Annotated in this window: 21 protein-coding genes; 13 read left to right on the top strand and 8 right to left on the bottom strand. The window is 61.5% G+C overall.

What is annotated here, in order from left to right:
* Positions 1-36 precede the first annotated feature (36 nt).
* Positions 37-957 (bottom strand): LysR family transcriptional regulator, encoded by a 921-nt coding sequence (locus NKT35_RS01455; RefSeq protein WP_254298072.1) that lies wholly within the window; start codon positions 955-957, stop codon positions 37-39.
* Positions 958-1,126: 169 nt separating this feature from the next.
* Here NKT35_RS01455 and NKT35_RS01450 point away from each other — a divergent pair, with 169 nt between their 5' ends.
* The 3 genes from NKT35_RS01450 (at position 1,127) to NKT35_RS01440 (ending at position 4,678) form a co-directional block, all read left to right on the top strand.
* Positions 1,127-1,828, top strand: coding sequence for a pirin family protein (locus tag NKT35_RS01450; RefSeq protein ID WP_254298071.1), 702 nt, complete (start codon positions 1,127-1,129; stop codon positions 1,826-1,828).
* A 255-nt stretch (positions 1,829-2,083) separates the two neighbouring features.
* Positions 2,084-3,331 (top strand): serine hydroxymethyltransferase, encoded by a 1,248-nt coding sequence (gene glyA / locus NKT35_RS01445; protein ID WP_114061984.1) that lies wholly within the window; start codon positions 2,084-2,086, stop codon positions 3,329-3,331.
* Positions 3,332-3,440: 109 nt separating this feature from the next.
* A protein-coding gene (locus tag NKT35_RS01440) for an IS3 family transposase (protein WP_254294910.1) occupies positions 3,441-4,678 on the top strand; the annotation gives its coding sequence in 2 pieces (ribosomal slippage) (positions 3,441-3,791 and positions 3,794-4,678; 1,236 coding nt in all).
* A 61-nt stretch (positions 4,679-4,739) separates the two neighbouring features.
* Here NKT35_RS01440 and NKT35_RS01435 read toward each other — a convergent pair.
* Positions 4,740-5,426, bottom strand: a complete 687-nt coding sequence (locus NKT35_RS01435; protein ID WP_254298069.1) for a hypothetical protein — start codon at positions 5,424-5,426, stop codon at positions 4,740-4,742.
* A 160-nt stretch (positions 5,427-5,586) separates the two neighbouring features.
* A complete protein-coding gene (locus tag NKT35_RS01430; protein ID WP_254298067.1) occupies positions 5,587-6,258 on the bottom strand; it encodes a hypothetical protein in 672 nt (223 codons plus the stop codon).
* A 119-nt stretch (positions 6,259-6,377) separates the two neighbouring features.
* Between NKT35_RS01430 and nrdR the strand changes: the two genes are divergently transcribed.
* From nrdR to NKT35_RS01400, 6 genes are all read left to right on the top strand, one after another.
* Entirely contained in the window at positions 6,378-6,836 is a 459-nt protein-coding gene (gene nrdR, locus NKT35_RS01425; RefSeq protein WP_254298065.1) for a transcriptional regulator NrdR, read from the top strand.
* Positions 6,837-6,890: 54 nt separating this feature from the next.
* Entirely contained in the window at positions 6,891-7,442 is a 552-nt protein-coding gene (locus NKT35_RS01420) for a GNAT family N-acetyltransferase (RefSeq protein ID WP_254298063.1), read from the top strand.
* Entirely contained in the window at positions 7,424-7,969 is a 546-nt protein-coding gene (locus NKT35_RS01415; RefSeq protein ID WP_254298060.1) for a GNAT family N-acetyltransferase, read from the top strand. The genes NKT35_RS01420 and NKT35_RS01415 overlap by 19 nt, the downstream gene beginning before the upstream one ends.
* Complete coding sequence (gene ribD / locus NKT35_RS01410) at positions 7,966-9,075, top strand: bifunctional diaminohydroxyphosphoribosylaminopyrimidine deaminase/5-amino-6-(5-phosphoribosylamino)uracil reductase RibD (protein ID WP_254298058.1); 1,110 nt, start codon at positions 7,966-7,968, stop codon at positions 9,073-9,075. The genes NKT35_RS01415 and ribD overlap by 4 nt, the downstream gene beginning before the upstream one ends.
* A gap of 72 nt (positions 9,076-9,147) precedes the next feature.
* The gene (locus NKT35_RS01405) at positions 9,148-9,798 is read left to right on the top strand and encodes a hypothetical protein (RefSeq protein WP_254298056.1); all 651 of its coding nucleotides are present in this window, start codon (positions 9,148-9,150) and stop codon (positions 9,796-9,798) included.
* Positions 9,799-9,871: 73 nt separating this feature from the next.
* Positions 9,872-11,362 (top strand): carboxypeptidase M32, encoded by a 1,491-nt coding sequence (locus NKT35_RS01400; RefSeq protein ID WP_254298054.1) that lies wholly within the window; start codon positions 9,872-9,874, stop codon positions 11,360-11,362.
* A 6-nt stretch (positions 11,363-11,368) separates the two neighbouring features.
* On the opposite strand, the gene NKT35_RS01395 is transcribed toward NKT35_RS01400, so the two are convergent.
* Together NKT35_RS01395 and NKT35_RS01390 are read right to left on the bottom strand one after the other, a co-directional pair.
* Positions 11,369-12,223 (bottom strand): HDOD domain-containing protein, encoded by an 855-nt coding sequence (locus NKT35_RS01395; RefSeq protein ID WP_254298052.1) that lies wholly within the window; start codon positions 12,221-12,223, stop codon positions 11,369-11,371.
* Positions 12,224-12,309: 86 nt separating this feature from the next.
* Complete coding sequence (locus NKT35_RS01390; RefSeq protein WP_254298050.1) at positions 12,310-13,179, bottom strand: alpha/beta fold hydrolase; 870 nt, start codon at positions 13,177-13,179, stop codon at positions 12,310-12,312.
* A 682-nt stretch (positions 13,180-13,861) separates the two neighbouring features.
* Between NKT35_RS01390 and NKT35_RS01385 the strand changes: the two genes are divergently transcribed.
* The 4 genes from NKT35_RS01385 (at position 13,862) to NKT35_RS01370 (ending at position 18,874) form a co-directional block, all read left to right on the top strand.
* Positions 13,862-14,383 carry a fimbrial protein gene (locus NKT35_RS01385; RefSeq protein ID WP_254298048.1) on the top strand — a complete coding sequence of 174 codons (522 nt, stop codon included), beginning with the start codon at positions 13,862-13,864 and terminating at the stop codon, positions 14,381-14,383.
* Positions 14,384-14,450: 67 nt separating this feature from the next.
* Positions 14,451-15,203 (top strand): fimbrial biogenesis chaperone, encoded by a 753-nt coding sequence (locus NKT35_RS01380; RefSeq protein ID WP_254298046.1) that lies wholly within the window; start codon positions 14,451-14,453, stop codon positions 15,201-15,203.
* A gap of 53 nt (positions 15,204-15,256) precedes the next feature.
* Positions 15,257-17,887, top strand: a complete 2,631-nt coding sequence (locus NKT35_RS01375; RefSeq protein ID WP_254298045.1) for a fimbria/pilus outer membrane usher protein — start codon at positions 15,257-15,259, stop codon at positions 17,885-17,887.
* A 21-nt stretch (positions 17,888-17,908) separates the two neighbouring features.
* Positions 17,909-18,874 carry a fimbrial protein gene (locus NKT35_RS01370; RefSeq protein ID WP_254298043.1) on the top strand — a complete coding sequence of 322 codons (966 nt, stop codon included), beginning with the start codon at positions 17,909-17,911 and terminating at the stop codon, positions 18,872-18,874.
* Between the two features lie 112 nt (positions 18,875-18,986).
* Here NKT35_RS01370 and NKT35_RS24090 read toward each other — a convergent pair whose 3' ends face one another.
* The 3 genes from NKT35_RS24090 to NKT35_RS01355 all read right to left on the bottom strand — a co-directional run bounded on the left by NKT35_RS24090 (position 18,987) and on the right by NKT35_RS01355 (position 22,988).
* Positions 18,987-19,289: a hypothetical protein gene (locus NKT35_RS24090; protein ID WP_305883461.1), complete on the bottom strand. Its 303-nt coding sequence runs from the start codon at positions 19,287-19,289 to the stop codon at positions 18,987-18,989.
* A 436-nt stretch (positions 19,290-19,725) separates the two neighbouring features.
* A complete protein-coding gene (locus NKT35_RS01360; protein WP_254298040.1) occupies positions 19,726-21,339 on the bottom strand; it encodes an MFS transporter in 1,614 nt (537 codons plus the stop codon).
* A complete protein-coding gene (locus NKT35_RS01355) occupies positions 21,336-22,988 on the bottom strand; it encodes a GMC family oxidoreductase (RefSeq protein WP_254298039.1) in 1,653 nt (550 codons plus the stop codon). Before NKT35_RS01355 ends, NKT35_RS01360 begins: the two co-directional genes overlap by 4 nt.
* Positions 22,989-23,091: the final 103 nt, after the last annotated feature.

Raw genomic sequence — 23,091 nt, 5'->3', positions numbered from 1 at the left:
GCCGTGCAAGCCCCGCTGCGTGCGGGGCTTTTCGTTTCACCCTCCCGCGCGGGCCCAGGGCGAGCCGGCCAGGCTTTGGGCCAGGTAGTCGATCAAGGCTTGCACCCGCGCCGGCCGGCCGCGGCCCGGCGGCGTCAGGATATAGAGCGCGATGGGATCGATCTGCCAATCCGGCATGGCGGTTTCCAGCCGGCCATCCAGCAGGTCTTGCCAGACCAGGAATTCAGGCTGCAGCGCCAGTCCCAGGCCTTCCCGCAGCGCCGGCGCCAGCGCGTCGGCGTTGTTGACGCGCAGCGGCGCGCTCATCTCCAGCGAAAACTCCTCGTCGACAGCATGGCGGAAGCGCCAGAAGCGGCCGCCTTGCGAATTGCTGTATTGCAAGGCGCGGTGCCGGGCCAATTCCGCAGGGTGCTCCGGCTTGCCGTGGCGGGCGAAATAGGAAGGCGCGCCCACCAACAGGATGCGCACCGCGCACAGCCGGCGCGCCAGCAGGCTGGAGTCGGCCGGCGAGGCGATGCGCAGCGCCAGGTCCATCCTGTCCGCCACCAGATCGATTTGCTCGTCGCTGAAATGCAGGTCCAGCTCCACTTCCGGGTGCCGCGCCATGAAGCCCGGCAGCAACGGCGCCAAATGGGACAGGCCGAAAGACATGGGCGCAGCCATGCGCACCCGGCCGCGCAGCGCGCTGGACTGCTCGGCGATGTCCGCCTCTACCGCCTCGCCTTCCGCCAAGATGCGCGCGGCGCGCTCCAAGGCCGCTTCGCCGGCTTCAGTCAAGGACAGCTGGCGCGAGGTGCGGCGCAGCAGCATGGTCTTCATTCTATCTTCCAGCCGCGACACGGCCTTGGATACCGTGGCCTGGGACAGGCCCAGCTCGTCGGCGGCGCGGGCGAAGGCGCCGCATTCGGCCACCTTGGCGAAAATGGCCCAGGCTTCCAGATCGGGCAGTCGTTTCATGATGGTTCCGGCGAAGGGTGGCGTCTTGGCGATACTATCATTCCCGCTAGCCGGTTTGGCCTTGATTATCTAAAAAATGGAAATCATGGAATTCAATATATTCTATTAACACGATGATGGCGGCGGCTTATAGTGGCGACATCCTTATCGACAACAGCAGGAGCGCGCTATGATCGAACGCCGTCCCTTCGCCAGCCTGGGCGCTGCCCAGCATGGCTGGCTGGATGCCAAGCACCACTTTTCCTTCGCCGATTACCGCGACGCCGAGCGCATGCGCTGGGGACTGCTACGGGTATGGAACGATGACACCATCGCCGCCGGCACCGGTTTCGATCCGCATCCGCACTCCGACATGGAAATCATCACCTATGTCCGCGAAGGCGCGATCAGCCATGCGGACAGCCTGGGCAACCGCGGCCGCACCGAGGCTGGCGACGTGCAGGTGATGAGCGCCGGCAGCGGCATCGTCCACTCCGAATACAATCTGGAGCCTGTCGCCACCCGCATCTTCCAGATCTGGATCTATCCGGACCGCCACGGCGGCGAGCCGTCCTGGGGCAATAAGCCGTTTCCCAAGGCGGATCGTTCCGGCGTCTTCATCGCGCTGGCCAGCGGCATGGCCGGCGATGGCGAAGCCCTGCCCATCCGCGCCGACGCCCGAGTGCTGGGCGCCACGCTGCGGGCCGGCGAGCGCGCGGACTATCGCTTCGGCGCTGGACGGCGCGGCTATCTGGTGCTGTCCAGCGGCGAGGCGCAGCTGAACGGCATCGGCCTGCAAGCCGGCGACGGCGCGGCCATCCGGGACGAGGAAACCATTCAGGTTTCGGCCAGCCAGGATGCTGAATTGATCCTGGTGGATACCCGGGAGTGAGCCTGCGCTGGGCGACCTTTCAGCCGGCTGCCGACCAAACCGCTAAGCGCCAGAATCTTATGGGAAACCGCGAGGACGTCCACTGCCGCGCTTGAGGGCTTTTCCGGCGCGCCGGCCCGCTCCTGCCGGGCGGCATGAGGCCGGGCTGGCGAGGGTTTCGCGGTGCGTTCGCCGGCTTGCTTCACGTTAAGGTTTTGCTTGAAGCATTTCGTGTAGAATGGCCCCATCGTTAACCCTTTGATGGATGAGTCAAAGATGTTCGCTGCTGACCAGACGATCGCCAAATTCGACCCCGAACTCGCCGCCGCCATTGCTGCGGAATGCCAACGCCAGGAAGATCACATCGAGCTGATCGCCTCGGAAAACTACACCAGCCCGGCCGTCATGGAAGCCCAAGGCTCCCAGCTGACCAACAAGTACGCCGAAGGCTACCCGGGCAAGCGCTTCTACGGCGGTTGCGAGCATGTCGACGTCGTCGAGCAGCTGGCCATTGATCGCGTCAAGCAGCTGTTCGGCGCCGAATACGCCAACGTGCAGCCGCACTCCGGCTCCCAGGCCAACCAGGCTGTGTACTTCTCCATCCTGAAGCCGGGCGACACCGTGATGGGCATGAACCTGGGCCACGGCGGCCACCTGACCCACGGCTCCCCGGCCAACCTGTCCGGCAAGATGTTCAACATCGTCGCCTACGGCCTGAACGACAAGGAAGAGATCGACTACGACGACATGGAGCGCGTAGCGATGGAAACCAAGCCCAAGCTGATCATCGGCGGCGCATCCGCTTATGCGCTGCGCTTCGATTTCGAGCGCATGGGTCAGATCGCCAAGAAGGTCGGCGCTTACTTCATGGTGGACATGGCCCACTACGCCGGCCTGGTGGCCGCGGGCCTGTACCCGAACCCGGTGCCGCACGCCGACTTTGTGACCTCCACCACCCACAAGACCCTGCGCGGCCCGCGCGGCGGCATCATCCTGGCCAAGGCGGAGTTCGAGAAGAGCATCAACAGCAATGTGTTCCCGACGCTGCAAGGCGGTCCGCTGGAGCATGTGATCGCCGCCAAGGCCGTGGCTTTCAAGGAAGCGCTGCAGCCGGAATTCAAGGCTTATCAAGAGCAAGTGATCAAGAACGCCGCCATCATGGCCAAGACCCTGGCCGAGCGCGGCTTGCGCATCGTGTCCGGCCGCACCGAGAGCCACGTGTTCTTGGTCGACCTGCGCGCCAAGGGCCTGACCGGCAAGCAAGCCGACGCGCTGCTGGGCCGCGCCCACATCACCGTCAACAAGAACGCGATCCCGAACGATCCGGAAACCCCGTTCGTCACCTCGGGCATCCGCATCGGCTCCCCGGCCATCACCACCCGCGGCTTCAAGGAAGCCGAGGCGATTGAAGTGGCCAATCTGGTCGCCGACGTGCTGGACAATCCGAACGACGACGCGCTGATCGCCCGTGTGGCCGAGAAAGCCACTGCGTTGTGCCACCGTTTCCCGGTGTACGCCAAGTAAGCTGTTCGGCCCAAGAAAAAGCCGCTCTCGAATGAGGGCGGCTTTTTTGTTTTGATTGTCCCGTCCTGGAATAAGTTGACACTTTTTCGCCGTAACGAAGGAGAGTCACATGGAATCAAGGATTAAACGTACCCAGCAAGACTACAGCCTGGCTTTTAAACTGTCGGTCGTAGAGCAGGTAGAAAAAGGCGAACTGACTTACAAAGAGGCGCAACGCCGCTATGGTATTCAAGGTCGTTCGACGGTGCTGGTATGGTTACGTAAGCACGGTTTGCAGGACTGGAGTGCCCAGCCCTCCCGTAGCGCCCAGGGGATCGCGATGGGGAATCAAGGCAACAAGCCGCTGACGCCAGAACAGCGGATCAAGGAACTGGAAACCCAACTCAAAGAGGCCAATGAGAAGGCGCAGCTATTCGAAGCGATGCTTGAGGTCTTGAAGAAAGACTACGGGGTGCGCGTAGTAAAAAAGCCTTCGGGCAGGTCCTTGCCCAAAGGCTCGTCCAGGGGTTGAGCGTGGGCCGGGCCTGTCGATATGTCCAGCTGAGCCGCCAGGCCTATTACAAGCGCCGCCAAAGCGAAAGCCATCGTGCCGAACGGAATGGCAAAGTGATCGCGTGGGTGAGGGACGTGCGCTTGCGCCAGCCCCGACTGGGAACGCGGAAGCTGCACCATGTGCTGCAATCGCGAATGGCGGAAGCGGGGATCAAGCTGGGACGGGACGGTTTGTTCGATCTGTTGCGTACAGCCCGCCTGCTGGTCGTGCCGCAGCGGGCGTACCATAAGACCACACACAGTCACCATCGCTTTTACCGCCATCCTAATCTGCTCAAGGCCGGGCCGCACCAAGTCGTCCCGACGGGGCCGGAGCAGGTCTGGGTGGCGGATATCACCTACTTGCCGACAGCGCAGCGGTTTGCTTACCTGAGTCTCGTGACTGACGCTTACTCAAGGAAAATTGTTGGGTATCACGTGCATGACAGCCTGCAGGCGGAGGAAGTCAGCGGAGCCCTCAAAATGGCCTTGCGGACGCGACGTTCACGGCAGCCGTTGATTCACCACTCCGATCGCGGCATTCAGTATTGTTCGGCCTACTATCAGCAGATCCACGAACGACACGGGCTGATGTGCTCAATGACGGATGGCTACGATTGCTACCAGAATGCCCTGGCAGAGCGGGTGAACGGCATTCTAAAAGGCGAACTGCTGCTGCATCGCCCAGCCGATTTGCAGCAGGCGAGGAAAATGGTGGAGCAGTCGGTGAGGATCTACAACCAGGAGCGCCCTCACCAGGGCTTGAAATACAAGACGCCCGATGAGGTACATCGGGCGTCTGTCGCGAGCATCTGACCAGCGCATGCGGCGCGCTGGCAGGTGTCAACCTATGTCAGGACTGGACAGATTGGGTTGCTTAGAAGGCGTAATTCAGCGTCAGGCGGGCAACCGGCCAGAAGTTGGCTTTGTTCATGTCGCCGCGCAGCTTCTCCTGTTCAACGTTCACGTTGTATTGCAGCTGTTGGCATTGAGCTTGGCTGAGCGCGCTGGTGCAGTTGGCGCTCAGGTTGGTGCTGGGTTTGCCGGTCAGAATGACGCCAAGGTCGCCGCTCAGGCTCAGCCCCTTTTCTTTGACGCTATTGCCAAAGCCCAGGCCCAGGTACAGGCCAGGCTTGTTCCATTTGGATTCGCCTTCCAGCTTGCCGATCTGATCCGCGGTGTAGGTATAGCCATTCAGCGTGTAGGTGGCATGGCCGCTGGCATTGGCGTTCAAGCCGATCTTGGTATTGTTGGCGACGAGGCCGCCGCTTAGGCGGAAGCCGTTGTCGAACGGGAAGTAGTCCGCCAACAGGCCTGCTTGGAACAGCTTGAATTTGGCGTCGTAGTGAGTGTCGGTGCCGTAGTTGCCGCTGGTGCTGTAATCGAAGCCGGACAGGACGCCGCGAAGGTTGACGCTGTCAGCCAGTTTGTAGGTGGCCATCAGGTCGAAGCCGGTGGTGCCGACGCCGGCGCCGATGGCGAAGCGGGCAGCGTCATCGGCGGCATGAGCGGACAGGGCGGCGCCGATCAAGGCGATGGCGGAGAGGATTTTCGTATATTTCATTTGGATTGTCCCGGGTAGTGCAAAAAAAGCGGACAATCATACGTCAAATCCATTGGCATTTAATATGTGAATATTTTTGATTGCAACAAAAGCGCTATCGCCTGCGGCAGGCGCTTCTGTCGGTTTGGGAAATGGCTATCCTCGAGCGAAGCTGGCTGCGCTAAAAGCCGTAGTTGACGCTGATGCGGCCAACCGGCCAGATCTTGTACTTGTTGACGTCGTTTTGGACGGTCGCTTGATCGGCGGCGACATCGCTTTGCAGCTGTTGGCATTGCGCTGCGCTGAGCGAGCTGCCGCAGGCGGCGCTGAGGGTAGTGGTGGGTTTGCCGGTGTAAATCAGTCCCAGGTCGCCGCCCACGCTCCAGCCTTTTTCGCTCAGGCTATTGCCATATCCCAGGCCGAGATACAGCCCCGGCTTGTCCCATTTTGCCTGGCCGGTCGCGGTGCCGACTTGTCCTGACGTGTAGGTATTGCCATTGAAGGTGTAGCTGCCGGTGCCGTCCGGATTGCCGTTCAAGTTCAGCTTGGTATTGACCAGCACCAAGCCGGCGCTGAACCGGAATTCGGAGTCGAAGGGGAAATAATCGGCCAGCAGACCTGCCTGGAACAGTTTGAACTTGCCCTGATATTGGACGCCGGAGCCGAAGTTGCCGTTATGGTTGTAATTGAAGTCGGATAGGGTGGCCCGCAGATTGACGTTGTCCAGAATGCTCCAGGAGCCGGTCAGGTCAAAGCCGGTGGTGCCCGCGCCGACGCCGAAGGAGTATTGAGCGGGATCCGCCGCGGCTGCGCCGGAGAGAAAAAGCAGGGTCAGCAAACTCATTCTAGTCATGACATGCCCCATTTGGATAATGAGATCGCGCTGCAGTATAGACAAGACTCGGCGCAGGCGATGCCAGCGACAGGCTTTGCTGATAACATCAACATGTTGCAATCTTTAGGATTCCTGTCATGAAATGCGCTTTTTGCGGCAACCCCGATACTCAGGTGATCGATTCCCGCGTCAGCGAGGATGGCAGCAGCATCCGCCGCCGCCGCCGCTGCCCGGCGTGCGACAAGCGCTTCACGACGTTTGAAACCGCCGATGTCCGGATGCCGCAAGTGGTCAAGACGGCGGGGCATCGCTCCGAATTCGATATCGACAAGGTGCGCACCAGCTTTCTGCGCGCCTTGCACAAGCGGCCGGTGCCGACCGCGCTGGTGGACGAGGCGATCGACCGCATCTGCCATAAGCTGCTGCAACTGGGCGAACGCGAAGTCAGCAGCCGGCAGATTGGCGAAATGGTGATGAACGAGCTGGCCAAGCTGGATAAAGTGGCTTATGTCCGCTTTGCATCGGTGTATCGCAGTTTTCAGGATATTTCCGAGTTTTCCGATGCGATCAAGGAAATTCAGAAATCATCGCATTGACAGTCTGCAGGCAAATAGATAACTTTTGATTTATTTGTCATAAATGGATTGAATATGAGCGATATCGTCAGCGCATGCCGCGTGGCGTTGCGCGCGCCGGATTTGATCGATGCGCCGGCGCTGTTTGCCTTGATCGATCAAGATAGGGATCATCTGCGGACGTGGCTGCCATGGGTGGATAAAACCCTGTCGATAGCGGATTCGCGCCAGTTTCTGGCAGGCGTGCTGGAGGGCAGGCGCGACGGCGCGCCTTGCCGTCATTGGCTGATCGAGGCGGACGGCGAACTGGCGGGCTGCATTGATCTGCATGCACTCAGCGGTCAGCATCGCCACGGCAGCCTGGGCTATTGGCTGGCTTCGCGTTGCAGTGGCCGAGGCGTGATGACGCAGGCGGTGAGTCAGGTGCTGGACATCGCTTTCGGCGAGATGGGTTTGCATCGGGTCGCCTTGGTGGCCGGCGCGGCGAATCATCGCAGCCGGGCGGTGGCGAGCAGGCTGGACTTCGCGCTGGAGGGCGTGATGCGCGAATACCTGCATCTGCATGATCGATACTTCGATGCCAGCTTGTACAGCATGCTGGCCAGCCAATGGGCCGCGCGCCGGTGAACGTCACGCTGCGGCCGCCGGAACCGGAGCGCGATGCAGAAGCTGTGCATGCCTTGATCGAGCGCTATCGCGCCACGCTGGCGCAGTGGATGAGCCAGGTAGTGAAACCGCGATCCGCTGCCGAGGCGGAAGCGTTTCTGCGTCAGCAAGCGAAGAGCAATGCGGATGGCGGCAGCGCGCACCGCATCATCGAGGTGGATGGCGAAATCGCCGGCATTTGTTCCCTGCATGGCATCAGCCAGACGCATATGAGCGCGCGGGTGGGGTATTGGCTGGCCGACCATCACGTGGGCAAGGGCGCGATGCGGCAAGCGCTGGCGCAATTGCTGGACCATGCGTTCGATGATCTGGGCCTGCATAGAGTTGAACTCGGCTGCGCGCCGGAAAATATCCGCAGTTGCCGGGTGGCGGAACGCTTGGGTTTTCGGCTGGAAGGCGAGTTGCGCGACGCGCAGCGGCTGAATGGCCGGTTTTGGAATATGCGTTGTTACGGCCTGTTGGCCAGCGAGTGGAAGGAAAGAGCATGACGGGCTTCAGCGCCGACGATCATCTGTATATGCAGCGGGCGCTGCGGCTGGCCGAGGCCGCCACCCGGCGGGCCTCGCCGAATCCGGGCGTGGGCTGCGTCTTGGTGCGGGATGGCCGCGTCATAGGCGAGGGCGCGACGCTGGCGGTGGGCTCCGATCATGCCGAGATTCAGGCGATCAAGGATTGTTTGGCCAGAGGCGGCAACCCGCGTGGCTCGACCGCTTATGTCACGCTGGAGCCGTGCAGCCATTACGGCCGCACGCCGCCTTGCGCCGGGCGGCTGATTGATGAGGGCGTCGCGCGCGTGGTCGCGGCGATGGTCGACCCCTACCATGAAGTCGCCGGGCGGGGCATCGCCATGCTGCGCGAGGCCGGCATTGACGCGCAGGCAGGCCTGATGGAGGCGGAGGCGCGGCGCGTGCATCGCGGCTTCCTGTCCCGCGTGACGCGCGGCCGCCCATGGGTGACGCTGAAAGCGGCGGCTACGCTGGACGGCAAAACCGCTTTGCTCAACGGCAGCAGCAAATGGATAACCGGCCCCGAGGCGCGGATGGATGTGCAGCGCCTGCGCGCCGCCAGCTGCGCCATCCTGACAGGCAGCGGCACGGTGCTGGCCGACGACCCGCAGCTGACGGTGCGCGAGATCGCCGTCATCGAGCAGCCGTGGCGCGTGGTTTTGGACGGCGCGCTGAAAACCTCGCCCGCCAGCCGCATCTATCAAGGCGGCCGGGGCCTGCTGGCGCATGGGGCGGCCGATCCCGTCAAGCTGGCGCCGTATCTGGCCGCCGGCGTAGATTGCCTGGCGCTGCCCGCCATCGACGGCAAGGCGGATCTGGCCGAATTGATGCGGCAACTGGCCCAGCGCGGCGTCAACCATTTGATGGTGGAAGCGGGCGCGGGCCTTAATGGCGCCATGCTGCAAGCCGGACTGGTGGATGAGATTGTGCTGTATCTCGCGCCCAGCTTGGCCGGAGATGCCGCCCGCGGCTTGTTCGCCTGGCCGGCGCTGAGCGATCTGGCGGACAAGATCCGGCTGGACATCGTCGACGCGGCCAAGGTGGGCGCCGATCTGCGGCTGACGCTGCGACCCGAAGCGCGAGGCTGAGCGCCGACGCCGCATGGCTTATAGTGAAGCGTGAGGCGCGGGCAGGCGCAGGCATCTGCGGAGAGGGGAGGCATGGCGGATCTGGCGTCGGCTTTGAACGCGTATCTGAGCCTGGTGGCGCGGCTGGGCGCGTCCGCTGCGGTTTTGGATGAGCGGCGCGCTCTGCTGCAGGACCTGCTGGCCAGGCAGGGCGCGGCGAAGCGCACCCAGGACGCCTACCCGCCGATGGTTGAGGCCTTGCTGGCGGTGTTGTCGCCGCCGCAAAAAGTGCTGGCCATGACCTGCGCGCGCGAGTTCTTCTACTTCTGGCTGGACGATATGAAGCGGGTGGTGGAGATCACCTCCCGCTCCGGCTTTTCCACCCACAATCCCGTCTTTCCCATCGAGTCCAACTTCGATTTATTGATCGCCCGCATCGAGGGCGAGGCATTCGAGTCTTATCCGCCGTCGCTGGAACTGTTCCTGGGCAAACTGTTCGAGGATGGCATGGCCAATGCCGACATCCGGCCGAGGGAACTGATTCTGCAAGCCTTGCTCTATCTGTTGGAGCCGCACCCTTTCCGCTCCACCAGTTACCGGATGGCGGTGGATGCCTTGTTGCTGCACCTGTCCGACTCCGGCGAGCGCGAGCTGCTGCTGGAGACGGTGCGCGCTTACTTTCCCTATTGGCAGTCCTTTCCCTTCGCGCATCAGCGCCAGGCCGCCGGCGACGAGCCGGGCTAGCCGTCGGCCTGCGCGGCGGTTGTCGCCGGGTCGATGCTATGGGAATATTTTGGTATTGCTAGAGGAGAACGCCATGGCGGATTCAAAGGCCTATCAGAGCCTGACTCAGACTTTCCAACGATTGCATCGCTTCAATCATTTGGCCTCGATTGCCCATTGGGACAGCGAGACCATGATGCCGGCCAAGGGCCATGCAGCCCGCGCCGACGCGCTGGCGGAAATCAGCGTCTACACCCATCAATTGATCACCTCGCCTGAACTGAAACGCTGGCTGGACGAGGCCGAGCAGGACGATCTGAACGAGGCTCAGCGCGCCAATCTGCGCGAGATGCGGCGCGAATGGAGCAAGGAAAACCTGCTGCCCGCCGAACTGGTGCAGGCCAAGTCGCTGGCGGCCGCGCATTGCGAGCATGCCTGGCGCAGCCAGCGTCCGGCTAATGACTGGCAGGGATTTCTGCCGAATTTGAAAGAAGTGGTGCGGCTGGCGCGCGAAGAGGCATCGCACTTGGCCGCGGCGCAGGGCGGCAGCCGCTACGACGCCTTGTTGGGTCAATACGAGCCGGGCATGGGCAGCGGCGACATCGCGCGCTTGTTTGATGACGTCAAAAGCTGGCTGCCGGACCTGATCTCCAGGGCGATGGACAAGCAATCGCGCGAGACCGTGCTGCAGCCGCAAGGGCCTTTCCCGATCGAAACGCAGCGGCTGCTGGGGCTGGATGCGATGAGGCTGCTGGGTTTCGACTTCGATGGCGGCCGGCTGGACATCAGCGCCCACCCGTTTTGCGGCGGCGTGCCGGAGGATGTCCGCATCACCACCCGTTATAACGAGCAAGAGTTCGTCTCCAGCCTGATGGGCGTGGTCCATGAAACCGGCCACGCGCGCTATGAGCAAGGCCTGCCGCGCGATCTGCTGTCGCAGCCAGTGGGCCGGGCGCGCTCCATGGGCATACATGAGAGCCAGAGCCTGTCGTTTGAAATGCAATTAGGCGGCAGCCGGGCTTTCGCCGGCTTGCTGTCGCCTCTGGTGCGGCGCCATTTCGGCGAGCTGCCGGCTTTCGAAGCCGACAATCTGGTCAAACTGTTCACCCGCGTCAAACCGGATTTCATCCGCGTGGATGCGGATGAGCTGACTTATCCGGCGCATGTCATCCTGCGTTTCGAGATCGAGCGCGCCTTGATAGACGGCGAGATCGAGGCGGAGGACATCCCATCCTTATGGGATGAGAAGATGATGGCTTATCTGGGCGTGGACACGCGCGGCAATTACCGCAATGGCTGCATGCAGGATTCGCACTGGGCGATTTCGCTGCTGGGGTACTTCCCCTGCTATTCGCTGGGCGCCATGTACGCGGCGCAGTATTTCGCCGCGATGCGCCGGCAGAATCCGCAACTGGATGCGCAGATCGCCGCGGGAGCCCTGTCGCCGGTATTCTCTTGGCTGGGCGACAAGATCTGGAGCCAGGGCAGCCGCTGGCAAACGGATGAGCTGGTCACGCGGGCGACCGGCGAGACGCTCAATCCGGCTTACTATCGAGCCCATCTGGAAGCGCGCTATCTGGGCTAAGCGGTTTCAGACGCCGGCCATCTGTTGATGCAGGTGGTCGCGCCAGTCCTCAAACTCAACCAGATCCAGGCCCAGATAGGCCAGCACGGCGGCGCTGCGCGAAGGCCAGCCCGGATCTTCTCGTCCCGGCGTGGCGGTGCGCCAGATGTGCAGCGCCGCGCGGGTGATGGCCACCATCATTCTGCCGTCGTGGTCCAGCGGGGCGCCCGGTCCGCTATGGAAAACATCGGGATCGTATTGCACCTGGATGGCGCGGGCGAAATTCTCCGGCATATTCCATACCTTGGCCACCAGATAACCGACGATGGCATGATCGGTGCCGTGCAGCTGCTGCTCCACCTTGCAGGCGCGGATATCGTCGGCGATTTCCATCAATTGCAGGGTGCGGGGATAGTTGGGCTCGCGCATCAGCAAAATGGCGATGCCGCAGGCGTGAAACAACGCGAAGCTCTGGCACTCGTCCGGCGCCTGGGTCAGCCGCTCGCTGAGCTGGCCGGTGATGGCCGCCACCTGCATCGCCCGTTCCCAGAACAGCTCCAGCGCCGCGGGCGATTCCTGGGTCAACCGGCTGCGCAGCACCAGTCCGCTAGCCAGGTGGATGACGTTGTTGACGCCCAGCAGGTTGATGGCCTGGCTGATCGACTGGATCTTGCGCCCTTGCCCCAGCGCGGGAGAGTTGGCCGCCTTCAGCATGGCGATGCTGAGCGCCGGATCGCTGGTGACGATGTCGCTCAGCTCCTGCAGCGGCGATTCGCTGTCATTGCGCAGCGCTTGCAGCCGGTCCAGAATTTCCGGTCGAGGCGGGATGACCAGATTCTGCAGCAGCTGGTCGCGTTGGATTTCGCTCAGTTCGGTGGACATGGCGGTAGCGCTTTTGTGGCAGATACTTAAGCAGTGTAGCAGCCGATCCGCGAACTTTTCTGATGCAGCGCAAGCGAGACGAGTGTTCAGCCGGCGCTGAAAAACCGTTCCACCGCAGCCGCCAGCGCCTCAGGCTTTTCCCATTGGATCATGTGTCCGGCGCCGGCTATCGTGACCTCGCTCAACTGTTGGAAACAGGCCCGGCGCTCGTCCAGCGTGTTCAGCACGGCGCTGACCGCCGGGTGGTCGAAGGGGTGTTCGCCCAGCACCCATAGCACCGGCGCGGTGATGCGTTTCCAGCACGCCATCGCCTCTTCCAGCCGGTATAACACCGGGTTGACCATTTTATGTTTCGGGTCGGCGCGGTGGATGACGCCGCCTTCCGGCGCGGCTTGGGTCAGCTCTGCCGCCAGCCAGCGCGCCCTTTCCTGCGTGAGCAGGGGATTGCGCGCCATCAGCTTGTCCGCCATCTCTTCCAGACCGGTCATGATGTCGAAACGGCTGCCCCCCGCGGTTTCCTTGAGCCAGCGGCCATAGCGCCCCGGCGCTTCGGCGGGGCGGGTGGCGTTGAGGCCAAAGCCTTCTTCCAGAATCAGTTTTTCGATGCGCTCGGGCCGCACGCCGGCGTAAATGCCGGCGATCATCGCGCCCATGCTGTGGCCCAGCAGCTTGACCGGCTGATTCGGCGATAAATGCTCCAGCAGCGCGTCCAGATCGGCCAGATAGTCCGGGAAGAAATAGCTGCCCTCGTTCCACTGGCTGTCGCCGAATCCTCGCCAATCCGGCGCCACCACGCGCCAGTCCTGCTCAAACGCGTCCACCAGAAATTGAAAGGTCGCGGAGCTATCCATCCAGCCATGCAGCATCACGATCAAAGGCGCATCCGCCTTGCCCCAGGTGCGGAGTCGATAGCGTCGTTGGTTGAGCGTGGCGAACTGCTTGGCGCTGGTTTGCATATCGTTGGGCTGTTCAGTGGCGAATGGATAGCAGTTTAAACCGGTGGACGCGCAAGTCAATTCAAGCCAAGAGCATTTTTCGGGTGCGCGAGCGTTTCCGAAACATATGGCGGATAGCCGCTATTTTAAACTAAATGATTTAATTTATTTTGCAATGATGTATCAAGGCAACAGTTCAAATTAGATATTGTAAATATTAACAATTAGGAAAAAGTGTTTTTAATCAATTATTTGACTTGCCGCTCGTCATGGGTGCATCGAGTTTTGTATGTTGAATGTTTGGTAGTATTTACATTAATCTTGCGTCTAGATCGCGCCAGACGATGCGTTGGATGGGCGGCGCTTAAAGGCAGGGACGCGGCTGCGTGACCTGCCAGGATGTTGCGAAGCGGAGTGGCGTCTTGCCATTGCGGCCGCGCGTCGCGGATTCTTGCGCCCTTTTTTTAAACTAACTACCAAGTTAGCGTTAATTAAATTTTATCAATCTAGGTTTGGCGGCCTGTATCGCTTATCCTCGCGCTTGCCGCGATGAGGACGGATATGGCGGATCGAAGGACTGAAACAGGTAGCGGCGCACCGGCGATTTGGATCTGCCGAGGCGCAAAGAAGACCTTGTCGTTGAGCTCAATCGGGCACTTAACCGGGCAGCCATATTGCCCATCATTGAAATGGAGACTTTTGAATGAAGCAGATCGTTATCGCCGCGCTGATCGGCCTGGGTGTTTCCTCCGCCGCCATGGCTTCCGATGGCCTGATCACCATCACTGGAAAAATCGCCGCGCAAACTTGCACCATCACCGGCACCACCGGCACCAATGTATCGGTGCCGCTGCCGACGGTAGGCGCTTCCGCGCTGACCACCTCCGGCGCAACCGCAGGCGCGACCCCGTTCAATATCCGTCTGACCAGCTGCCCGTCGGGTCTGAACAATGCTCAAACTCGCTTTGAAGTCGGTTCGACCATCGACTCCCAAACCGGCAATCTGCTGAACGCCGTGGGCACCGGCAACGCCACCAACGTAGAAGTGCAAGTGCTGAACAGCAGCTTCGCGCCGATCAACCTGTCCAGCAATGTCGGTTCGCAATCGGTTTCTATCAATAACGGCACCGCCACCCTGAATTACTACGCCCAGTACTACGCGACGGGCGCCGCGACCGCGGGTCTGGTGAACAGCTCTGTTCAATACTCCATGACTTACCAATAAGCGCGAGCATGCGCCGGGCGGCATCCGTCGTCCGGCGGCTATTTTGACTGGATAGTGGCTGATAAAAATGAAACAAGCAGCATGGCAAGGGGTGGTCGGACTGGTGTTGGCGGCGGCATTGTTGAGCAGCGCCGCGCTGGCCGGCGTGGTGGTATCCGGCACGCGGGTGATTTATCGAGCCGACGATCGAGAGGTGACGATCAAGGTCAATAATCCGGGCAAAGAGCCGTCCCTGGTGCAGGTTTGGGCGGATCGCGGCAATGAAAAGTCGGTGCCGAATACCGCGGACGCGCCTTTTTTGATCATGCCGCCGATTTTCCGCGTCGATCCCAGCAAAGGGCAGACCATACGCCTGACTTATACCGGCGCGGATTTGCCGGAAGACAGGGAATCGGTGTTCTGGCTGAATGTGCTGGATATACCGCCTTTGCCCAAGAAAACCAGTGAACAACAAAACTTCATGCAGGTGGCGTTTCGCTCCCGCATCAAGTTGTTTTATCGGCCGCATGGCTTGGCCGGCAATCCTGACGATGCCGCGAGCCAGCTGACTTGGTCCTTGCAGGCGCAAACCGGAGGCAAAGGCTATGCGCTGCGCGCGGCGAACCTCTCGGCGTATTACATCTCCTTGAATCGCGCGGTGTTGGCATCGGGCGGCCGTGAGTATGAAACGGACGGCGGCATGGTGCCGCCAGGCGGCAGCCACGATTTTGCGCTGAAAAACCTCAAGTCCCGGCCAGAGGGCGAGCTTGGCGTTTCCTACGAGAGCATCAATGACTACGGCGCGCCGGTCAGCCATACCGACGCCAAGCTGGCGCCCTGACACTTCGCGCCGCTTCCTTGCCCCTGCAGACTGAATCCGCCATGAAGCTCGCCATGAGACGACAACCTGATTTGCGCTGGGTCTTAAACCCGCTCAGCCTGCTGATTTGCGGTTTATTTGGCGCTCCGGCCGCATGGGCCGATTCTGCCGCGGCGCCGGCCGCCTCTACGCCTGCGCCCGCGAACGCCGCGCCGAGCGGAAAGGCGGCGGCCCAGCCTCCTGAGGATGTCCAGTTCAACCCGGTGTTTCTGAACCAAACCTCCAACGGCCAGCAGATCGATCTGTCGCGTTTCAACCAGATGGGCGGCACCTTGCCGGGCAACTATCGGGCGGATGTTTACGCCAACGGCGTCTGGGTGGGGCGGCGCGATGTATTGATGAAGTCGTTTGGCGACAAGGCGGCGCAAGCGTGTTTGAATCGGAGCTTGTTGGATGATTTAGGGTTGGAGGCCTCGCGACTGCCGAGTCCGCAACAACTGCCCGGTCGCGACGAGCTGGCTCGCTGCGTCGAAATCGGCTCGATCGTGCCCGGCGCGTTCTCTTCATTCAATAGCGCGGATTTAAGACTGGACGTCAGCATTCCGCAAAGGTATCAGCGAGCGCGGGCGCGCGGGTACGTCGCGCCTGAATATTGGGATGCGGGCGCGCCGGTTGCCGGCTTTCTCAACTACAACGCCAATGTCTATCGCGCGGGCAATAGCGGGCAGGGCAATTCGACGCAGTATTACTTGTCCGCCAATTCCGGCGTGAATATCGGATTATGGCGCCTGCGCTATGACGGCACCTTGACGCAGCAGGACAGCAATGGCCTGAGCCAGCGCAATTATCAGAATACGGCCGCTTACGCGCAGCATGATTTGACCGCTTGGCACTCGGTTTTGACGGTGGGCGATTATTTCACCCCTTCCGACTTGTTCAGCAGCGTGTCTTTCCGCGGCGTGCAAATCCTATCGGACGACCGCATGCTGCCGGAGTCCTTGCAAGGCTATGCGCCGGTGGTGCGAGGCGTGGCGGAAACCAATGCCAAAGTATCGGTGCGGCAAAACGGCAATCTGATCTATGAAAATACCGTCGCGCCCGGCGAGTTCAGCATCGACGATTTGTATAACACCGGTTTTTCCGGCGATCTGGAAGTGACGGTGACCGAGTCCGATGGCCGGGTGCGAAAATTCATCGTGCCTTACGCCGCCGTGCCGCAGCTTCTGCGCGAAGGCCGCGAGCGCTTCGCTTTTACGGCGGGGCAGTGGCGCAGCAATTCGCTGAGCCAGCGGCCCGGTTTCGCGCAGGCGACGTATCAGCGCGGCATCAGCAACAGCCTGACCGCGTATGGCGGCGCGATTCTGGCCGAGCATTATCAATCCGCTTTGCTCGGCGCCGGCATCAATACGGCTTATGGCGCCTTGGCTCTGGACGTCACGCAGTCCTGGGCGGGCGCTTTGCCCGAAAGCCTGGGCCTGCAAACGATGCAGGGGCAGAGTTATCGTTTGTCGTTCAGCAAGCTGATGGAGAAAACCCGCACCAATTTCACGGTCGCGGCCTATCGTTTCTCCACCGCCAATTATCTGGAGTTTCAGGACTATGCCAATTTGCTGAATGGAAGCAGCAGCCTGGCGCGGGCGAAAAACCAGTTCCAGCTGAATGTGGACCAGCCTTTGGGCGGCAGCTGGGGCCATGTTTTTCTGACCGGAACGACGCAGGACTATTGGAATCAAACCGGCCGGAATACCACCTATCAGCTGGGCTATGGCAATAGTTTCAAGCGAGTCAGCCTGAATGTGTCCGCCGGCCGCTCGCGCGATTCCAATGGCCGCAACATCAATCAATTCCTGCTCAGTTTGACCATGCCGCTGGGGAGCGGGGCCGGCGCGCCGCTGTTGAGCGCCAGCGCGGGCTCCAGCAGCGATCAAAGCCGCAACGAGCAAGTCAGCGTCAGCGGCGTCGCCGGCGACTTGCGCAATCTGAGCTACAACGTCTACGCCAACAACAGCTATGCCAATACGAGCGGCAACAGCAATAGCGGCGGCGCCAGCGTGCAGTATGCGAGCTCCGTGGCCTCGTTCTCGGCTGGCGGCAGCGTCAATGGCTCCAATACGCAAACGAACGCCGGCGTGAGCGGCGCCTTGGTGTTCCACCCCGGCGGCGTGACCGCCGCGCAGGCCTTGGGGGAATCGATAGCGGTGATCGAAGCGCCGGGAGCGGAGGGCGCGGCGGTGGCCAATACCAACGGCGTGCGCATCAACCATGACGGTTATGCGGTGGTGTCCTCGCTGATGCCGTATCGGCAGAACGAAATCACGCTCGATCCCAAGAATATGAACCAGGATGTCGAACTGCTGGAAACCAGCGCTCTCGATGCCCCGCGCGCCGGCGCCATCGTGACTTTGAAATTCAACACCCAGCAGGGCAAGCCCGTCATTGTCGCCTTGAAGCGTCCCGGCGGCGGCAGCTTGCCGGTCGGCGCGGAAATCAACGATGGCAAGGGCGAGTATGTGGCCTTGATCGGCCAGGGCGGCCGCGCCTTTATCCGCGGCATGGAAGGGCAGAGCCTGACCGCAAGCTGGGGTTCCGGGCGCGATCAGCAGTGCCGTTTCCAATATCAATTGCCGCATCAGAACGCCAGTGCCGGCTATCTGCAGACAGAAGCCCTGTGCCAGCCTTTACAACCAGAAGCGACGGCACGCTAGCGCCGTTGGTGAGCGATGAAAATGAATAAACTGATTCTACGCATGGCGCGCCTGTGGCTGTGTTTGCTATTGAGCGCGGCGCCTTCCTTGAGCCATGCGCTGGGGTGCTGGAACGGCAAGGATACGACGGGCGCGGTCAGCGCGACTTTGACGCTGCCCAGCAATTTGTATGTGGCGGCGAATGTGCCGGTTGGAACCGTCATCTGGCAGTCGCCGTTGCAGACTCTCAGCCTGTATTGCACGCAAAGCATAGGCGAGGATGTGTACTTTTGGGTGAATCCGCAAAACCAGACGCTGGCGGCGGGCGTGCAGATCGGGATTCTTTTCAATGGCGTGACCTATACCCGCAACAGCGGCGCGATCGACACCGGCATTTATGTTCCCTGGTATGGCGCGGTGAAAACCAGCCTGCAGTATTCGATCGTCTTGATCAAGACGGCGAATGCGCCTTCCAGCGGCTCGGTCAATGTATCGCAGTATTCGGTTTTCCAGCTGGATGGGGTTGGCGGGATCAATATCACGCCCAATATCAATTTCAATCAGCTGATATCCGGCACTGTTTTCTTTACCCCTGGCGGCACGTGCAATCTCAGCGCCGGCGGACAGTACACGGTGAACCTGCCCATAGTCGGCGGTCCGCAGTTCGCCGCGGTCGGCAGCGCCCTGGCCAGGAGCTACTTTACCATCAGCGCCCAAAACTGCTCGACTGGCGTGAAAACGGCGACCTTCCGTTTTTCCGGCACCTCGGACAGCGATAATCCGGTGTTGTTCGCCAATACCGGAGGCAGCGCCAAGGGCGTGGCCATCAATCTGGGCAGCGTCGCCGACGGCGCGAATATCGGCGCGAACGCCACCAACAATACCCGGGTGGTCAATGTGCAATCGCAAGCGGCGCAGCTGGGATTGTTTGCCGAATATGTGAGGACAAACACGGTGATGCCGGGCGGATTGCAGACGGCGATCACGATAGACATGCTTTACCAGTAACGCGCCGCGCGGTTGCGGCCCGAGCCAGTTGGCTCAGGAACTGCGGCGGCGCGGATCAATAAAAAAAGCCTCCGGTCGGCAGACCGGGGGCTTTTGCTATTCGATGGGGCTATCAGTTGTAGACCACGGTCACGATCTGGCCGCTGCTTTCGGCGCTGCCGCTGGCCATGCTGATCGTGGAAACGCTCAGCGATTGCGTGTTGCTCATGCCGGAGCAGACTTGCGAGGATGCTTCCTTGCGGGCCGCTTGGTAGAGGCGCGGGTTTTGCGCGTATTTCAGCAAATCGCTGCTGGACTCGGCGCACGGTTCTTTGACGATGGCGCCGGTGAAGGAGATCGTACCGCTGTCGGAGGCCAGAACCAAGCCGGACTGCAGAGCAGCCAAGGCTGCCAGAGTGAGGATGACTTTTTTCATTTTGACCTCCCTGCCGGCTCGCGGGTTCGTGCGGATCGGCGGAATTGTTTAAACTATTGGTTTAAGGTTTTGGCCTTTTGTTTAAGGCCATCTGTTAAGTTGAGTATATGTATATGGATTGTAAACATCAACCACTTTTATAATTGAATTATTGATAATGAAAAATTTAAAATAACGGTAAGCCTTCCGCCATGCGAGGTGTCTATAGGCTTGAGGGGCAGAGGCCAGGTGGCGCTCAAATCTTGCGCGGCGGGCGAACCGTCAAGGCAAGCGGCCGGCTTGGCGGCGAGTTGGATGGCGCGGCGGGAATGCGCAGGCGCGTTTACTTTCAGCTTATCGCATATTTTGAGAATCGCTTGCCGCTTGGAGAAGGGCCAGGTTTGCAGCGGGTGGCGGGGAAGGCGCGCAGCCCCGGGAGGCGGGGCTGCGCAGTGGCTTAGTGCTGATGGATGTCGTTGCGGAAGGTTTCCTTCAGGAATAGCAGGCTCACCACTAGGCTGACGGCATACACCACAATGGGATACCACAGGCCGTACAGGATATCGCCGGTGTACACCACCAGCGAGAAGGCCACTGTCGGCATCAGGCCGCCTATCCAGCCATTGCCCAAGTGGTAGGGCAGCGACATCGAGGTATAGCGGATGCGGGTGGGGAACAGCTCCACCATCAGCGCGGCCAGCGGACCATAGGCCAGCGCCGAAATCACCGACAACAGCACCAGCACCAGGATCACCATGAGGTGGTTGATCTTGGCCGGATCGGCCTTTTCCGGATAACCTGCGGCCTTGAGGCTGTCTTGCAGCGCCTTCTTGTCGAATCCCTGCTGGACAGTCGAACCGATGTGGATTTCGGTGACGCCGGCTGCCGCGGCCTGCTGTTGATAAGGCACGCCGTTTTTCGCCAGCAATGCCTTGGCCTGGTCGCAAGGCGTGTTCAGCTTGGCTTTGCCTATGGGGTCGAACTGGAAGTGGCAGCTCGCCGGGTCCGCCACCACCGTCACCGGCGAGCGGGCCTGAGCGGCGGCCACATCGGGGTTGGCGTAGTCGGTCAGCCAGCGGAAGGCCGGGAAGGTCAGGACCAAGCCCAGAGTCAAGCCCGCCAGCATGACCGGCTTGCGGCCGATGCGGTCGGACAGGTGGCCGAAGTACAGAAACAGCGGCGTGGTGAGGATCAGCGACGCGATCAGCATCAGATTGGCGGTTTGCGGGTCCACCTTGAGGATTTGCGTCAGGAAAAACATCGAGTAGAACTGGGCGCAGTAAAAGGTGACGGCCTGGCCGCCATTGAAGCCGAACAGCGAGATCAGCACGATCTTCAGATTGCCCCAGTTGCCGAAGGCTTCGCTGATCGGCGCCTTGGAGTGTTTGCCCTCGGCCTTCATCTTCAGAAAGGCCGGCGACTCCTGCATGGACAGCCGGATCCAGGTGGAGATGGCCAGCAGGAAGATGGACACCAGGAAGGGCAGGCGCCAGCCCCATTCATTGAAGGCTTCGCCCGTCAGCTTGCGGCAAGCCAGAATCACCAGCAATGACAATAACAGGCCGGCGCCGGCGGTGGTTTGAATCCAGCTGGTGTAGCCGCCGCGCTTGTTGTCGGGCGCGTGTTCCGCCACATAAATGGCCGCGCCGCCGTATTCGCCGCCTATCGCCAGGCCTTGCAGCATGCGCAGCGACACCAGCATGATGGGCGCGGCGATGCCCAGCGTGGCGTAGCCGGGCAGCAGGCCCACCAGAAAGGTGGACAGGCCCATGATGACGATGGTGGCGAGGAAGGTGTATTTACGGCCTATCATGTCGCCCAGCCGGCCGAATACCAGCGCGCCGAAAGGCCGCACCAGGAAGCCGGCGGCGAAGGTGAGCAGCGCCAGGATGAAGCCGGTGGTTTCATTGACGCCGGTGAAGAATTGCTTGCCTATGATGGCGGCCAGCGCGCCATACAGGAAAAAGTCGTACCACTCGAACACCGTGCCGAGCGATGAGGCCAGAATCACCTTGCGCTCGGCCCGGCTGATGCCGACCGCCGAAGCGGTCGATGCAATGCTGTTGCTCATGTCCAGCTCTCCTTTGCGTGTGGTGCCGGCGTCCGTATCGGGGCCGGCTGCTTGTTGTCCTGCATGATCAATTGAGCCGCCCTGGAGGCGATCATCAACGTGGGGCTGTTGGTATTGCCCGAGGTGATGGCGGGCATGATGGAAGCGTCCGCCACTCTTAAGCCGGCGATGCCATGCACGCGCAGCCTGGCGTCCACCACCGCCAGCTCATCCGCGCCCATCTTGCAAGTGCCCGCCGGATGGAAAATGGTGGTGCCGATGCGGCCGGCGGCCTCGATCAGTTCCTCGTCGCTCTGGCATTGCAGGCCAGGGCGGTATTCTTCCGGCAGGTAGCGCGCCAGCGCGGGCGAGGCGGCGATGCGTCTGGCTTGGCGGATGGCCGCCGCCGCGATGCCTTGATCCTGCGGATGGCTGAGGTAATTGGGCTGGATCGCCGGCGGCGCGGCGGGATCGCGGCCGCTTATCGCCACATGGCCGCGGCTATGCGGCCGCAAATGGCAGACCGAGGCGGTGAAGGCGGGGAAGCGGTGCAGCGGTTCGCCGAACTTCTCCAGCGACAGCGGCTGCACGTGGTATTCCAGATCCGGCCTGTCCACGTCCGGTGCGCTGCGGGAGAAAGCGCCAAGCTGGCTGGGCGACATCGACAGCGGGCCGCTGCGTTTCCATAGGTATTCCCAGGCCATCGCCAGCTTGCCGGTCCAGTGGGCCGCGCGCTGGTTCAGGGTGAGGGCGTGGCGGACCTTGAAAACCAGCCGCAGTTGCAGGTGATCCTGCAGATTGGCGCCGACGCCGGGCAGGATATGGATAGGCGAGATGCCATGCTGCGCCAGCAAGGGCGCGGGGCCGATTCCGCTGCGCTGCAACAAAAGCGGCGAACCGACGGCGCCGGCGGCGAGGACGATTTCGCCGCGGCAGCGCGCGATATGGCGCTGCCCTTGTTGCATAAATGCGATAGCGGCGGCGCGGCCGCGCTCGACGATCAGCGTTTCCGCCTCGGCGCCGGTCAGCACTGTCAGATTGGCGCGATAGCGGACCGGGTGCAAGAAGGCCTGGGCGCAGTTCCAGCGCAGGCCGTTTTTCTGATTGACCTCGAAATAGCCGCAGCCGGCATTGTCGCCCTGATTGAAATCAGCGGTGGGCGCAATGCCCTGTTCCGCCGCGGCGGCGCGAAAGGCGTCCAGGATTTCCCAGGACAGCCGCTGCTTTTCCACTCGCCATTCGCCGCCATGGCCGTGCAGATGCCGCGTTGGGTCGAAGTGGTCTTCCATGGCGATGAAGTGCGGCAGCACATCGCCCCAGCCCCAGCCGGCATTGCCCAGCGCGGCCCAATGGTCGTAGTCCGCCGCCTGGCCGCGCATATAGATCATGCCGTTGATCGATGAGCAGCCGCCCAGCACCTTGCCGCGCGAATAAGTCAGCGAACGGCCGCCCAGCCCGCTATCCGGCAGGGTGCGGTAACACCAGTCGGTGCGCGGATTGCCGATGCAGAACAAATAGCCTACAGGGATGTGTATCCATGGATAGTTGTCCTTGCCGCCGGCCTCCAGCAGCAGCACGCGTTTGGCCGGGTCGGCGGACAGGCGGTTGGCCAGCAGGCAGCCGGCGCTGCCTGCGCCGACGATGATGTAGTCGAATTCTTCGCTGAGCATGGCGCGAATCATGTCGTTGTCGTGACGCCATCTAATCTCAAGCGCCGCCGGGTGGAAATAGCCAGCGGGAAACAACGTATGTTAATTTTTAAACAGCATAATG

It is taken from the genome of Chromobacterium sp. IIBBL 290-4 (genome assembly GCF_024207115.1).
In the GTDB taxonomy this organism is placed as follows: domain Bacteria; phylum Pseudomonadota; class Gammaproteobacteria; order Burkholderiales; family Chromobacteriaceae; genus Chromobacterium.
Note: the sequence above shows the minus strand (reverse complement) of the source record. Positions and strands in the feature narration are given on the sequence as shown.

Excerpts from the sequence above, each read along its gene's own strand:
- NKT35_RS01455 (WP_254298072.1), bottom strand. The coding sequence starts at position 957 with ATGAAACGACTGCCCGATCTGGAAGCCTGGGCCATTTTCGCCAAGGTG.
- NKT35_RS01450 (WP_254298071.1), top strand. The coding sequence starts at position 1,127 with ATGATCGAACGCCGTCCCTTCGCCAGCCTGGGCGCTGCCCAGCATGGC.
- glyA (WP_114061984.1), top strand. The coding sequence starts at position 2,084 with ATGTTCGCTGCTGACCAGACGATCGCCAAATTCGACCCCGAACTCGCC.
- NKT35_RS01435 (WP_254298069.1), bottom strand. The coding sequence starts at position 5,426 with ATGAAATATACGAAAATCCTCTCCGCCATCGCCTTGATCGGCGCCGCC.
- NKT35_RS01430 (WP_254298067.1), bottom strand. The coding sequence starts at position 6,258 with ATGACTAGAATGAGTTTGCTGACCCTGCTTTTTCTCTCCGGCGCAGCC.
- nrdR (WP_254298065.1), top strand. The coding sequence starts at position 6,378 with ATGAAATGCGCTTTTTGCGGCAACCCCGATACTCAGGTGATCGATTCC.
- NKT35_RS01420 (WP_254298063.1), top strand. The coding sequence starts at position 6,891 with ATGAGCGATATCGTCAGCGCATGCCGCGTGGCGTTGCGCGCGCCGGAT.
- NKT35_RS01415 (WP_254298060.1), top strand. The coding sequence starts at position 7,424 with ATGGGCCGCGCGCCGGTGAACGTCACGCTGCGGCCGCCGGAACCGGAG.
- ribD (WP_254298058.1), top strand. The coding sequence starts at position 7,966 with ATGACGGGCTTCAGCGCCGACGATCATCTGTATATGCAGCGGGCGCTG.
- NKT35_RS01405 (WP_254298056.1), top strand. The coding sequence starts at position 9,148 with ATGGCGGATCTGGCGTCGGCTTTGAACGCGTATCTGAGCCTGGTGGCG.
- NKT35_RS01400 (WP_254298054.1), top strand. The coding sequence starts at position 9,872 with ATGGCGGATTCAAAGGCCTATCAGAGCCTGACTCAGACTTTCCAACGA.
- NKT35_RS01395 (WP_254298052.1), bottom strand. The coding sequence starts at position 12,223 with ATGTCCACCGAACTGAGCGAAATCCAACGCGACCAGCTGCTGCAGAAT.
- NKT35_RS01390 (WP_254298050.1), bottom strand. The coding sequence starts at position 13,179 with ATGCAAACCAGCGCCAAGCAGTTCGCCACGCTCAACCAACGACGCTAT.
- NKT35_RS01385 (WP_254298048.1), top strand. The coding sequence starts at position 13,862 with ATGAAGCAGATCGTTATCGCCGCGCTGATCGGCCTGGGTGTTTCCTCC.
- NKT35_RS01380 (WP_254298046.1), top strand. The coding sequence starts at position 14,451 with ATGAAACAAGCAGCATGGCAAGGGGTGGTCGGACTGGTGTTGGCGGCG.
- NKT35_RS01375 (WP_254298045.1), top strand. The coding sequence starts at position 15,257 with ATGAGACGACAACCTGATTTGCGCTGGGTCTTAAACCCGCTCAGCCTG.
- NKT35_RS01370 (WP_254298043.1), top strand. The coding sequence starts at position 17,909 with ATGAATAAACTGATTCTACGCATGGCGCGCCTGTGGCTGTGTTTGCTA.
- NKT35_RS24090 (WP_305883461.1), bottom strand. The coding sequence starts at position 19,289 with ATGAAAAAAGTCATCCTCACTCTGGCAGCCTTGGCTGCTCTGCAGTCC.
- NKT35_RS01360 (WP_254298040.1), bottom strand. The coding sequence starts at position 21,339 with ATGAGCAACAGCATTGCATCGACCGCTTCGGCGGTCGGCATCAGCCGG.
- NKT35_RS01355 (WP_254298039.1), bottom strand. The coding sequence starts at position 22,988 with ATGCTCAGCGAAGAATTCGACTACATCATCGTCGGCGCAGGCAGCGCC.